Below are 12,125 nucleotides of genomic sequence, written 5' to 3' on the forward strand. Positions count from 1 at the left end.
CGTAAAAGCGCGGATTGTTTTATTATAAATCTAAAATCTTAAAACCTAAAATACTAAATAAGCTCACAAAAAGGAGGCTATGCTATAATGTGCCAATTCAAGATATAGACGATTATGTAATCTCATTATAAGGTGCGTTTGCTTTAACGCGTAAATTGAAAAAATAAAGAATTTTAAGAAGATTTGAAAAAAAGGAAACAAATGAAAGAATCTCCTAGTAATGTAATGATATTGCGCTCTCTTACCACTAGACGCGACAAAGTTATTTTGTTTGCATTATTTCTCGCCACTATCGTGCTCTCCCTCATTGAAACCATAGGCATTAGTATCATTATGCCTTTTATCACTTTTGCGAGTAATCCACAAATGATTTTTTCACATTGGAGCTCGGCTTGGATTTATGAAAAACTCAACCTCACTAGCACAATGCAATTTATGTATGTATTTAGCTTTGCACTTATTGCATTCTATTTTTTTCGCGCATTTTATAATGCCTTTTATAGCTACGCATTGGTGCGTTTTTCTTATGGGAAATATCATTTTTTTGCCTATCGATTATTTTGTAAAAGTGTAGAATTAAATTATCTTGATTTTACAGCTAAAAACACAGACAAGATTCGTCAAAGCATTATAAGGGAAGCATTTAATGTTTCAAATTACTTACAAAATCTTTTGCAAACAAGTGCGGAGTTTTTTACCATTATCCTTATGTATGCCCTGCTCCTTGTTGTAAGTTGGAAAATGACTTTAGTGCTTACCTTTTTGCTTGGTGTGCAAGTGCTGTTTATCCTTAAAGTCCTCACAAAAAGGATAAAGCATAAGGGTGAAATTCGTGTGGAAGCAGATAGCAAACTCAATGAAAGCCTTACTAGAACCTTTGGCAATTTTAAGTTTATCAAGCTTAAAGGTAATCAAAAAGAGGTGCTTGAAACTTTTGAACTCCTCTCGCGTGAGCGCACACAAGCAGAAATCACTACTCAATCACTCTTTCCCTTACCGCGTCTTGTTCTTGAAACCATTGGATTTAGTGTGCTTATCGCCTGTGTGGCTTATATTCTTTTTAAATACGAAGATGCAAGTGCTGTGATACCTATTATCTCAATGTATGCCCTAGCTCTTTATAGAATCCTCCCCGCCATTACACGCATTGTCAGCAATCTTAATACAATGAGTTATTTTAGCTCAAGTGTAAAAAATGTATATGAAAATCTCATCTATCATACCGAATACGAAGACAATGAGCCTTGTGAATTTAAAGATTCTATTACACTTAAAAATATAGATTTTGCATATATGGAAGAAAAGCCAATTTTAAAAAATTTCTCACTTACTATCCAAAAAGGTGAAAAAGTCGCTTTCATAGGAGAGAGTGGAGCAGGGAAAAGCACTTTGGTGGATATTATCATCGGTATTTATAAGCCTCAAAAAGGACAATTACTTGTGGATAATGTGCCTATTAACAATCACAATCTCCGCTCTTGGCGTAAAAAAATTGGCTATATTCCACAAAGCATTTATCTCTTTGATGGTAGCGTGGCGGAAAATGTCGCCTTTGGTAGCCAAATGGATAGAGAAAAGGTAAAAATCGCCTGTAAAAAGGCGCAGATTCTGGACTTTTTAGAGCAGCATAATGGCATAGATACTCGCGTGGGTGAAGGGGGTATTTTGTTAAGTGGCGGACAAAAACAAAGAATAGGTATTGCTAGAGCAATTTATGATGACCCAGAGATTCTTGTGCTTGATGAAGCCACCTCCGCACTTGATAACCAAACAGAATCCGATATTATGGAGGAAATTTATGATGTCGCGAATAATAAAACACTCCTTATCATCGCCCACCGCCTTAGCACGATAGAAAAATGTGAGCGTAAGATTGCTTTAAAAGCAAGCAGGGGGGGGGCAATAATGAATAAGTATAAGGATACAAATGAAGCATTATCTTGATTTTATTCAAAGCAAAAATTTACAAAACAATGAAATTTTTAGTTTTCTCAAATGTGATGAAAATGAGGGGAAAATTTTGCAATTTATGGCACATTCGCTTATGGCAGGAGAAAATGACTTTATCGTGCATAGCCTTTTGGTTAAAATTTTTCATAAAAACAAAGCACCAAAAGAATCTTATCTGGAATACTTACCCCATATTCGCAATCTCATTGAGCTTGGCTGGGTTAATCAAAGCACATTTTTGCAAACTAAGTCCGCGGATATTACCCTGCTTGAACTCTACAATGAAAGCATATGCCTCTCGCACACATTTTTAAAGCTCCTCGAAGATGGCTCGCCCAATGCCGATTTGCCTGAAATCACAGCCTACGAAGACCATTTAGAATATCTCAAAGATCGTTTTACGCATATTGATTTACTTTATAAAATCAGCGCGTTGAAATTTTCACAAAAGATTCACACACCTTCACTTTCTCGGGCAAATCATCGCTTAAAACTTTTGGAGGAGAGTATAGAAGCGCGTTTAAAACTCACACACAAGGATATAGGTATCCTTAAACTCATCAAGGATTATCATTTAGACAAGAAAGAACAAATCATTTTTTTTGCCCTGCTTAAGGAAGAGTATTCGGGCGGTGATGAGAGTCTGCGCGATATGAACACACTTTTGGAGCTTGTAAGCCTTGATGAGTATGATAAAATTAAAAATCGCTCTCTGCTTGATGAAAATGCCACGCTCGTGCAAAAAGGCTTAATCGATTATGATGAGTTGCTTAGCCCATTTGGTGGCATATCGCGCCATTTCTTTATCCCAGAGGACATCTTGCAGGGCATTATCCACCCAAATAAAAAGAAAAAGCGCGTAAAGCTCAATCTCCCCTCGCTCATCAAGGAACAGGAGATTTTCGAACTCTTAGAGCCAAAATATGATTTAAAAGATATTGTGCTTGATAAGAATGCAAAAGAAATAGTTGAAAATCTCCTTGCGCAGGCAAACAGCGAAGTATCGCATTTACTTAAGCTTTGGGGGATAAGGGATAAGAAAAAGGGCATTAGCGCGAAGATTCTACTTTATGGTGCACCCGGCACAGGCAAAACAATCACAGCCCTAGCCCTTGCCAAGAGCCTAAAGAAGCAGATTCTAAGCTTTGACTGCTCCAAGATTCTATCGATGTATGTAGGGGAATCCGAAAAAAATGTGCGCAAAATCTTTGATAGTTACCAAGAAATTTGTAAAAAAATTAAAAATGAGCCTATTTTACTCCTTGATGAAGCCGACCAATTCCTTAGCACACGCGGAAGTGTCGCACACAGCGCAGACAAAATGCACAACCAAATGCAAAATATTTTTTTAGAGCAAATTGAGCGATTTGATGGAATCTTAATTGCCACGACAAACTTACTTGAAAATGTCGATGGCGCATTTTCAAGACGTTTTGAATACAAAATTCCTTTTAAGCGACCAAACAAGATTCAAAGAGAGGAGCTATGGCTTAAGCATCTCCCCAAAAACGCGCCTTTTGGCTCATCTACGCGGGAGGAGTTTGCTTATATTCTAAGTGAGTATGACTTAAGCGGGGGGCAAATCGCACTCATAGTAAAAAATACTGCCTACAAAGTCGCCACAAAAGTGCAACCCATCTTTGCTCAAGAGGATTTTATCACTCAAATCAAAGCCGAGCTAAGCGGAAATTTTGATGGCACTAAGAGTATGGGTTTTGGGCGGTAAGATTCTAAGAATCTATAAGATAAAAATCCTTTAGGAAGCCCTAAAATCCCTGTTACAAATATTCTATTTTCTTTTTCTTGTAAGGATAGGGGGGCAACGATATATCTCGCCCTTTTCTCTAATGGAATCCCATAATTTAGGATACTTGCCTCATCGCATATTATGGTAGAGTTTAGAAGCTGGGTCATAATCAAATCGCTCATTAATAAGCGCGGAGCGAGGATAAACTCCCGCACAGAATCTTCTTTAAAATCTTTATTTGCTAAACTTGAAAAATCATTCATCGTGTTTTTGGTGGGCGCATAGCATTAAGCAGCGCAAGGAGTGCTATTCCCACATCGCCAAACACCGCAAGCCACATATTTGCAATACCCATTATGCCTAGAATAATCAGCACGAGCTTACTTCCAAGCGCAAAAATAATATTTTGCCAAGTGAGTTTGCGTGTATGAAAGGCAATGCGCAAAGCCGATACAATGCCCCGTAGCGAGTGATGTTGCAAGATAATATCAGCACTCTCTTTACTAATATCATTGCCATTCTCGCCGGTGTTGATACTTATCCCCACATCGCTACGACTAAGCACGATAGAATCATTAATGCCATCGCCCACAAAGGCAGTTTTGCCCTCCCACTGCGCCATAAGATTAAGGAGCATTTGCTCCTTTTGTGCGGGGAGCAAATGCCCATACGCATAGCCTATGCCTAGCTCTTTTGCCACACAATCCACGCTGTGCTGATTATCGCCACTTAAAATCGCAAAATGCTCTATGCCATATTTTTTGAGACTTTGCAAATCCTCCTTGACATTCTCTTTAAGCGTATCGCCAATGAGAATATACCCCGCATGCACGCCATTATGCGCGACATAGACAATCGTATTTGCGCTTTGCTGCGTCTCAAACCCAATGTGCCTTTCTTGCAATAATATAGCATTACCAACAAGAATCTCCCCCCTGTCGCACACTACCACCACGCCTTTGCCACTGATTTCCTCATAAGATTCAATATGAGTTTGTATATGTATATGATTTTTGATACAAGTTGCGATAGGGTGATTTGAATTTTGCTCCGCAATTGCGGCAAGTTCTAAAAGCAAAGATTCTGTATAATCCTTGCTTGGCGAGATATGTAAAATTTCAAAGCTCCCTTTTGTAAGTGTGCCTGTTTTATCAAAAACGATATTTTTTACCTTGCAAAGTGTCTCGAGGTAAATCGCCCCCTTACACAACACACCCTCCCTACTTGCGCGACCAAGCCCTACAAAGTATCCTAGAGGCACAGCCAAAACGAGTGCGCAAGGACAACTTACCATCATCACCACGAGTGCGCGATAAATCCACTCGTGCCACTCGCCATTAAAAAGCGGCGGGATAATCCCAACGCATATAGATATCGCAAAAATAATAGGTGTATAAACACTTGCAAAGGAAGTAATAATCTTTTGCGTTTTTGCCTTGTTTTTAGTCGCCTCCTGCGTGAGCTTGGCTATTTTTGCAATATGCGAGTTTGCAAAGGGCTTCTCCACACTCACTTCGAGCAACGCACTCGTGTTTATACCCCCAGCCATAATAGAATCTCCCTCTTTCACGCTCACAGGCACACTCTCGCCATTAATTGAGCGCATATCAATGTAACTTTTACCCTTGAGGATTACGCTATCGGTGGGAATTTTCTCGCCCACCTTGATGAGTGCCACATCGCCTACTTGCAACGCCTCCGGATGCAAGTCAATTAAAGTATCATTCTCTTTTTTATGTGCAATATCGGGGATTACCTGCACCAGCGCGCTAATGGAGTTTTGAGACCTTTGCACAGCAAGAGATTCTAAATACTCTCCCACGCGGAAAAAGAGTAGGACAGCCACCGCCTCGCTCACTTCACCGATGCACCACGCGGCGATTGTGGCAAAGAACATTAGAGTGTGCTCATCAAAGAAAACCTTGTTTTTGCAGTTATGCCAAAATGTGCTAAACATAGGCTTACCCGCACTTAGATAAATCAACGCAAGGACAATGATTATAATCTCATTAATAAAAGGGACAAAATCAAAAAATGAACTATATAGAGCGACCATACACAGCCCATAAAGTGCGATTAAAAAAATGACAAAGTAAGGTTTTTCTACTTCTTCACTCTCACAACTCACACAACCAAGAGGATTCAAATCTGCTTGGCTATGTGAGTGAATCTCTACATTTTTTTCCATTCATAACCTTTTAGTGAAAATTTTTAAGATTATAGCATACAAAAAGTAAATACTTATAGGGGGTATATGTATTATTTCATTATTTTAAAAATTTGCTCGTACTTTTGTGCAAGATTCACAAATATTATACGCTTATGCTATAATCTCTCAAAGCTTTGCACTTAAAGGAATCCTGTGCCACGAAAATCTGCCACAAAGCCACACATAGAATCCAACACGGATACGCAAAAACAAAAAAATGTGGCAAAAAAATCTCCCAAACAACACATTGAAAAAATAAAAGATTCTCAATCTACGCAAATGAAAGATTCTACTAGCCCTCTGTCCGCACCCATAAGCACAAATACACCCGCAAACACGCGCAAGGCAACAAGGCATTATGCGCGTATAAAAAGGAGGGCAAAGGCGCACAGAATCTACACGAGATTTACACACACGACAAAAAGGCAAGGGGTAAAAATCATTATCGGTATGTTTGTGGCACTTCTCTTTGGGATACTTGCAGCTATTTTATCGCATTTGTATCTCCAAGCTTCTTTTAAGGTTTCAGCCCTCCTTGGCATTATCGCCCTACTCGTTACTCTTTGGACAAACAAAGCCCTGCCTTTAGGCGTAGTATCGCTCTTGCCTATTATCCTTTTCCCTAGTTTTGGCATTTTAGATACGCAAAGCGCGACCGCAAACTATGCAAACCCTATCATCTATCTATTCTTAGGTGGCTTTATGCTCGCCACAGCGACAGAAAAAATCGGCTTACACAAAGTTATTGCAAAAAGATTCTTAAGCCTTTTCCCCAACACACCAAAAGGCATCATCTCCGCGCTTGGACTTGCTGCCTGCGTGCTTGGGACTGCACTTTCAAACTCCACCACTGCTATTTTACTCTTACCCATCGCGCTTTCTATCACGCAAGAATATGCCCTCAAAATGCGCTTTTTACTCGCAGTCGCCTTTGGCGCGAGCATTAGCGGGATTACCACACCCATTGGCTCACCGCCTAATCTTATTTTTCTAGGTTTCTTAGAAAAACTAGGCTTTGATGGCATTAGTTTTACAACTTGGATTTTTATGATGGCACCACTTACTTGCCTTATGCTCTATGCAATGATTTATATCCTTTCATACAAAAGCGGCGAATATCAGCTCGAAGTGAATGCTTTTAGTGATGTGCAAACTACTGCGGCACATAAAAGACTGCTCTTTTGTATAGTCGCGCTTTTACTTTTACTCTTTATTAATTCCCCTATTAAACCCTTTTACAATGGGCTAGGGCTAAATGAAAATATAATTTTACTCGCCTTTGGGCTTTTGATGTTTGTGCCAAAAATCGGCTTTTTAGATTGGGACGATTCTAAATCTATCCCCTATGAGTTGATTTTTTTGTTTGGGGCAGGATTCTGTATCGCTACTGCTTTTTCACAATCCGAACTAGGCGGTATATTTGAAGACTACTTTAGACAATTTGAGAATCTACCTTTCATTGTATTCTTATTTATCGCGTGTGTATGCGCGATTATCGCCACAGGATTTTTAAGCACAACCGCGCTTATTGCGATTTTATTGCCTATCATCTACACAGCCACGCAGTCTTTCCTCAAAGGCAGCGAACCCACGATTACAATGCTTGCAATTACAATATGTGCGAGTTTTTCATTTATGATTCCCATATCCACGCCGCCAAATGCCATTGTCTTTGCCAAAGGCAATATAAAAGCTTGGGATATGGTGCGCTTTGGCTTTTTACTTAGCGTGGTTGGTATCGTGCTTGTAACACTCTTTGCATTTGTGTATTGGCGTTGGTTTTTAGGATAGTAATTCTTAAGATAAATATGCCAAAAATCGCGGAGTTTTGCTCATAAATCCCCTACGCGTACAAATTCATCATTTTGGGTGCGAAGCGGTCATATATTTTAATAGTCTCCCCCCCCCCCCTTAAATCTAGATTCAAAAATCGACTGCATACGCGTTAAGATGTTAAAGAAAATATCAATTTCTTGCTGTGTGCAACTTTTAAGTATTTCTTGGTCTATTTGTTTGATTGCACTCTTCATAAATGAAAGTGCCTTTTGTCCATTCTCTGTGAGTAAAAGGGAAATATCACGCCGATTGTTTGGCTGATTTTTGATACAAAAACCCTTTTTAACGAGGGAATTTACCTCACGTGAAATGGTGGCTTTATTTTTATTGAGCTTTGTGGCGATTTGAGTAATACAGACTTGACTATCCTCTTCAATGATAAACAAAATAACGCCCTGTTCGAAAGTGAGATTATACATTTTGAGATTATCAATGAAAAACATATGCATATATTTTTCTGTTTTACCAATTTGATACCAAATAGAATGCTGCACTTTACTTCCCTTAAGCTAAACTAAGGGAGTATTATATCAAAGTTTGTTATAATTCTGCGCTTAGGTATAGTAGGTGGTTGCTTTTGCATATGCAAAAGAGGAAAGTCCGAGCTACAAAGACAGGATTCCATTTAACTAATGGCTAGGGTAACCTAAGGGAAAGTGCAACAGAAAATAACCGCTTTTGTGAAAATACAAAAGTAAGGGTGAAAAGGTGGGGTAAGAGCCTACCGATTGTGTAGTAATATGCAATGCTCTGCAAACCCAATTCGTAGCAAGAAGAGTATGGTTAAAGTCTTATATATAACTCTTCGCTTGAGATATGTTGCAAAACATATCCTAGATAAATAGCCACCCACGACAGAACTCGGCTTATCGCTATGCCTAACATCTTTGCCATTTTTGCATTTCTTTTTATTTTTGCCTTGCCTCAAAAATCTCGCTCCTTATTTCAAGGTGAGAATTGAAAATTTCAAAAAACATAACTTCATTGCATAAAACCTCACTTTTAGCAATTCGCTCGTATTTTATAGGGAGCAAAATATACATTAGATTTGTGGCTTCCCCTGCATATAAAGTCAGCTTAAGACCTAATCTTCACTCTCCTCATTATTTGCGCCTATGCCCTTACAATTATTCTAGTGTAGCACACATACATCGATTAGATTAATTTTAATCACTCATTGCAAAAGTAGCTTTTATTAAAAGCTTTTTAGTTTTGCAGATTCTATTTTGTGAAATTTTAGAATCTAAAACTTCGCTTTGTTGCTTATCTCCATATCATTGCTATATAGCACCTCACGCACAACCTTGCCATTGTCGTCAAACTCTTTAGCAGTGCCATTTTTCTTACCGCCCCTATACTCAAGAGTGTGCCACAGCCTACCTGCTGTATCATAGATTCTCATCTCACCCTCTTGTGCGCCATTTGCGAAATTCATCTCGCTTTTTAGTTTGCCACTTTTTACCTCAAAAATGCGACATAGTCCGTGCAAAAGCCCATTTTTATAATACGCCTCATACACAAGCACACCCTCTTGGGAGAAAATTTGATACAAGCCCTCTTTTTTATTATCGATATAAAATGCTACTTGCGCTACACCACCCCCAAGATAATAGAGCGTTTCCTTGCCGTGCTTTATTTTCGTATCTGGCTTATATGTAATTATCGCTTCATAGGTGTGTCCATCCTCTTCCACCTCTTCTTTCCTCTGCTCTCCGTTAATGTTTTCAAGCATATTCTGCGTGTATTTGCTATCTGTATCGGCAGGTTTAGATGTTTTTTTTGTGCTAGATTCCAAAGCCTTTGTAGAATCTGGTGTTTTTTTATGCTCTTGTTTTTTAGATTCTATCAAAGACTTCTGTGTGTTTGCCTGTGAGGTTTTTTGCGGAGTATTTTGTAGATTTTTTTGCGGAGATTTTGTATTTTGTGATTTCGCACTTGTGTGTTGTGTAGGCTGTGCTGGTGGTGTTGGCTCTTGCTCTGCACACGCATAGAATCCACCCGCGCACACAGCCACTACGATGAGATATATCCATTTTAGCTTTTTCACTTCCTTCCTCCCTAGTAGCACGCACTCCAACGGCAATTTTTCTCCTCAATCACAACATTATTGGTATATTTTTTCATCGTTTGTTTTTTGCCCTCTTTATACAGGGTTTCATATGTGATATTGCCCTGCTTGTCAAATTCCTTTCTCACACCATTAAGTTTATCATCTTTATAGCTAAACTCTGCTTGCAACACGCCATTATCATAATACTTTTTTCCCTCGCCCTCGCGCTTATTGAAAGCATACTCTTGCTCGCTTTGAATCTTACCATCATTATAATATATCACGCGCTTCCCTACCTCAATACCCTCTGTGTAGGTGCGCCTCTCCTGCAATGCGCCATTAGCATAATATGAAAGCACCTCGCCATCATATTTGCCATTTTTGTAAAAAGCCTTAAACAGCAAAGTGCCATTTTGCGCGATTTTCACCTGTCTGCCACATTTTGTAGTCGTGCCCTTGCAATAATGCGTCTTAATTGTCATAGGAGCGTTTTTATCGCCTGTGTAGGAGATTCTAAGGTCATACTCTGTATTTACCTCCGCGCTAAGCAATAAAGGAAATAGCACAAATAGTGCAATTTTACATCTCATAGCCCACTCCTTTTTTAACTTTTTAAAATCCTAGATTTATTCTCTTGAAAATCTAATCTTATCTTATAAACTTAAAATCTGCCCTAAATTTAGTTTTTTAATCGCATAATATCCGCTCCAAGTTGGCGCATTTTATTTTCAATCTGCTCATAACCTCTATCGAGATGATAGATTCTGTGAATATTCGTGGTCCCCTCACTTACAAGAGCTGCTACGATGAGCGCGGAGCTAGCACGCAAATCCGAAGACATCACATCAGCGCCGTGCAACAGAGTTTTGCCATTAATTCTAGCGTGATTGCCTTTAAGTGAAATATCCGCGCCGAGCCGTTGCAACTCACTCACGTGCATAAAGCGATTTTCAAAAAGTCGCTCCTCAATCACACTTGTGCCATTGCATTGTGTAGCGAGTGCCATGAATTGCGCCTGCATATCGGTTGGGAATCCGGGATATTCTGTTGTTACAATCTCAAAGGGCATTAGGGATTTCGCGGGAAGCAAGGTAAGGGCATTAGATTCTTTAATAAAGCTAAAACCAATCTCTTCTAGCTTGTCTGTGATTGCTGCAAGGTGCGTGTTTTTTACATTTTGTAATGTGATAGAAGAGTTTGTAATCGCACCCGCACACAGATAAGTTCCTGCTTCGATTCTATCGGGTATGACTTCAATAGGTGCAAAGTCAATCAACTCTCCACCTGTGCCATAAATAACAAGTTCATTGCTCCCAATACCCTCAATTTTCACGCCACTAGCGGATAGAATCTCGCAAAGCTGTACGACTTCAGGCTCTTTAGCCGCGTTGATGATGCGCGTTGTACCGTGAGCAAGGGCTGCTGCCATAATCACATTTTCACTACCTGTAACGGTGATTTTGTCAAAGAAAATATCCGCACCTTTTAAACCACCCTTTACCTCCGCAATGATATATCCCCCCTCTATGTGGATATTCGCACCAAGATTCTGCATAGCCTTGATATGCAAATCCACAGGACGCGCACCAATCGCACAACCACCGGGCAAACTTACCTCGCAGTAGCCAAAACGCGCAAGGAGCGGTCCTAGCACGAGGATAGAGGCGCGCATTTTACGCACAATATCATAAATCGCACGTGTATGCACGATGTGTTCGGCTCTAGATACAAGCGTGTTATTATTCTGCCACGCAATATTCACACCTAAATGTTCTAAAAGCTTTGCGAGTGTTTTTACATCGGCGACATCAGGGAGATTACTAATACTCACTTCATTTTTGCTTAAAAGTGTGGCGGCAAGTATAGGGAGGGCTGAATTTTTCGCACCAGAAATATTTACACTGCCTTTGAGTGAATCTGTTTTGTGAATTTGTAAATAATCCATATTAATCCTTTTTTATATTTTCTCATTTGCCTTCTCTTTTTTGCAGGGCTTTTCCTATGGCTTCTCTAATATTCACCTTGCTATCGGGATTTGCATTCTCTAGTGTATCTTGGAGATTCACAACCTCATCGACTTCCATAAGATTCATATTCGCCGCAAAGCGCGATATTACATCTACCCATAGCTCATAGTCTTCCCCATCTTTTGGGTAGGTTTTAAAACTACTCATAAAATCATTAAAAACTGCCCTTAGCTTGTCCTTGTCATTGACATTTTTATTGATCTCTTCGGATATATCTTTGAGGTGATTCACCACCACTTCTACTTTTTCGGTATCAAGTGCAGCCGCAAAAAGCCCACTAAAAATAATAGGTAAGCATAGCAAAAA

11 protein-coding genes and 1 other RNA gene are annotated in these 12,125 nt (G+C 39.5%); 4 read left to right on the plus strand and 8 right to left on the minus strand.

Annotated elements, in window-relative coordinates:
• The first annotated feature begins 201 nt into the window (after positions 1–201).
• Positions 202–1,944 carry an ABC transporter ATP-binding protein/permease gene (locus BN2458_RS06785; RefSeq protein ID WP_034343899.1) on the plus strand — a complete coding sequence of 581 codons (1,743 nt, stop codon included), beginning with the start codon at positions 202–204 and terminating at the stop codon, positions 1,942–1,944.
• Positions 1,928–3,676: an ATP-binding protein gene (locus BN2458_RS06790; RefSeq protein ID WP_058122074.1), complete on the plus strand. Its 1,749-nt coding sequence runs from the start codon at positions 1,928–1,930 to the stop codon at positions 3,674–3,676. The genes BN2458_RS06785 and BN2458_RS06790 overlap by 17 nt, the downstream gene beginning before the upstream one ends.
• Here the strand turns inward: BN2458_RS06790 and BN2458_RS09960 are convergent.
• Positions 3,613–3,960 carry a hypothetical protein gene (locus tag BN2458_RS09960; protein ID WP_138109545.1) on the minus strand — a complete coding sequence of 116 codons (348 nt, stop codon included), beginning with the start codon at positions 3,958–3,960 and terminating at the stop codon, positions 3,613–3,615. The two genes, BN2458_RS06790 and BN2458_RS09960, sit on opposite strands and share 64 nt — an antisense overlap.
• Positions 3,957–5,885, minus strand: a complete 1,929-nt coding sequence (locus tag BN2458_RS06795; RefSeq protein WP_058122075.1) for a heavy metal translocating P-type ATPase — start codon at positions 5,883–5,885, stop codon at positions 3,957–3,959. The genes BN2458_RS09960 and BN2458_RS06795 overlap by 4 nt, the downstream gene beginning before the upstream one ends.
• 471 nt (positions 5,886–6,356) lie before the next feature.
• Here BN2458_RS06795 and BN2458_RS06800 point away from each other — a divergent pair, with 471 nt between their 5' ends.
• A complete protein-coding gene (locus BN2458_RS06800; protein WP_064504581.1) occupies positions 6,357–7,697 on the plus strand; it encodes an SLC13 family permease in 1,341 nt (446 codons plus the stop codon).
• A 98-nt stretch (positions 7,698–7,795) separates the two neighbouring features.
• Here BN2458_RS06800 and BN2458_RS06805 read toward each other — a convergent pair whose 3' ends face one another.
• Positions 7,796–8,236, minus strand: a complete 441-nt coding sequence (locus tag BN2458_RS06805; protein WP_231944748.1) for a MarR family winged helix-turn-helix transcriptional regulator — start codon at positions 8,234–8,236, stop codon at positions 7,796–7,798.
• 61 nt (positions 8,237–8,297) lie between these two features.
• Here BN2458_RS06805 and rnpB point away from each other — a divergent pair.
• An RNA gene (rnpB, locus tag BN2458_RS09550) (RNase P RNA component class A) lies at positions 8,298–8,627 on the plus strand.
• Positions 8,628–8,650: 23 nt separating this feature from the next.
• Here the strand turns inward: rnpB and BN2458_RS10590 are convergent.
• From BN2458_RS10590 to BN2458_RS06825, 5 genes are all read right to left on the minus strand, one after another.
• Positions 8,651–8,785: a hypothetical protein gene (locus tag BN2458_RS10590; RefSeq protein ID WP_268902958.1), complete on the minus strand. Its 135-nt coding sequence runs from the start codon at positions 8,783–8,785 to the stop codon at positions 8,651–8,653.
• A gap of 200 nt (positions 8,786–8,985) precedes the next feature.
• The gene (locus BN2458_RS06810; protein ID WP_052082124.1) at positions 8,986–9,789 is read right to left on the minus strand and encodes a toxin-antitoxin system YwqK family antitoxin; all 804 of its coding nucleotides are present in this window, start codon (positions 9,787–9,789) and stop codon (positions 8,986–8,988) included.
• A gap of 11 nt (positions 9,790–9,800) precedes the next feature.
• Entirely contained in the window at positions 9,801–10,382 is a 582-nt protein-coding gene (locus BN2458_RS06815; RefSeq protein WP_034327797.1) for a toxin-antitoxin system YwqK family antitoxin, read from the minus strand.
• A gap of 89 nt (positions 10,383–10,471) precedes the next feature.
• Positions 10,472–11,737 (minus strand): UDP-N-acetylglucosamine 1-carboxyvinyltransferase, encoded by a 1,266-nt coding sequence (gene murA, locus BN2458_RS06820; protein WP_034327795.1) that lies wholly within the window; start codon positions 11,735–11,737, stop codon positions 10,472–10,474.
• Between the two features lie 22 nt (positions 11,738–11,759).
• Complete coding sequence (locus tag BN2458_RS06825; RefSeq protein ID WP_231944749.1) at positions 11,760–12,122, minus strand: hypothetical protein; 363 nt, start codon at positions 12,120–12,122, stop codon at positions 11,760–11,762.
• Between the last annotated feature and the right edge of the window lie 3 nt (positions 12,123–12,125).

Origin of the sequence: Helicobacter typhlonius (genome assembly GCF_001460635.1) — a bacterium.
GTDB classification, from domain to species: Bacteria; Campylobacterota; Campylobacteria; order Campylobacterales; family Helicobacteraceae; genus Helicobacter_C; species Helicobacter_C typhlonius.

Bases quoted from the DNA above. Each gene is read 5' to 3' on its own strand.
- BN2458_RS06815 (WP_034327797.1), bottom strand. From the start codon at position 10,382: ATGAGATGTAAAATTGCACTATTTGTGCTATTTCCTTTATTGCTTAGC.
- BN2458_RS06790 (WP_058122074.1), top strand. From the start codon at position 1,928: ATGAAGCATTATCTTGATTTTATTCAAAGCAAAAATTTACAAAACAAT.
- BN2458_RS06800 (WP_064504581.1), top strand. From the start codon at position 6,357: ATGTTTGTGGCACTTCTCTTTGGGATACTTGCAGCTATTTTATCGCAT.
- BN2458_RS09960 (WP_138109545.1), bottom strand. From the start codon at position 3,960: ATGAATGATTTTTCAAGTTTAGCAAATAAAGATTTTAAAGAAGATTCT.
- BN2458_RS06785 (WP_034343899.1), top strand. From the start codon at position 202: ATGAAAGAATCTCCTAGTAATGTAATGATATTGCGCTCTCTTACCACT.
- BN2458_RS06795 (WP_058122075.1), bottom strand. From the start codon at position 5,885: ATGGAAAAAAATGTAGAGATTCACTCACATAGCCAAGCAGATTTGAAT.
- BN2458_RS10590 (WP_268902958.1), bottom strand. From the start codon at position 8,785: ATGTATATTTTGCTCCCTATAAAATACGAGCGAATTGCTAAAAGTGAG.
- murA (WP_034327795.1), bottom strand. From the start codon at position 11,737: ATGGATTATTTACAAATTCACAAAACAGATTCACTCAAAGGCAGTGTA.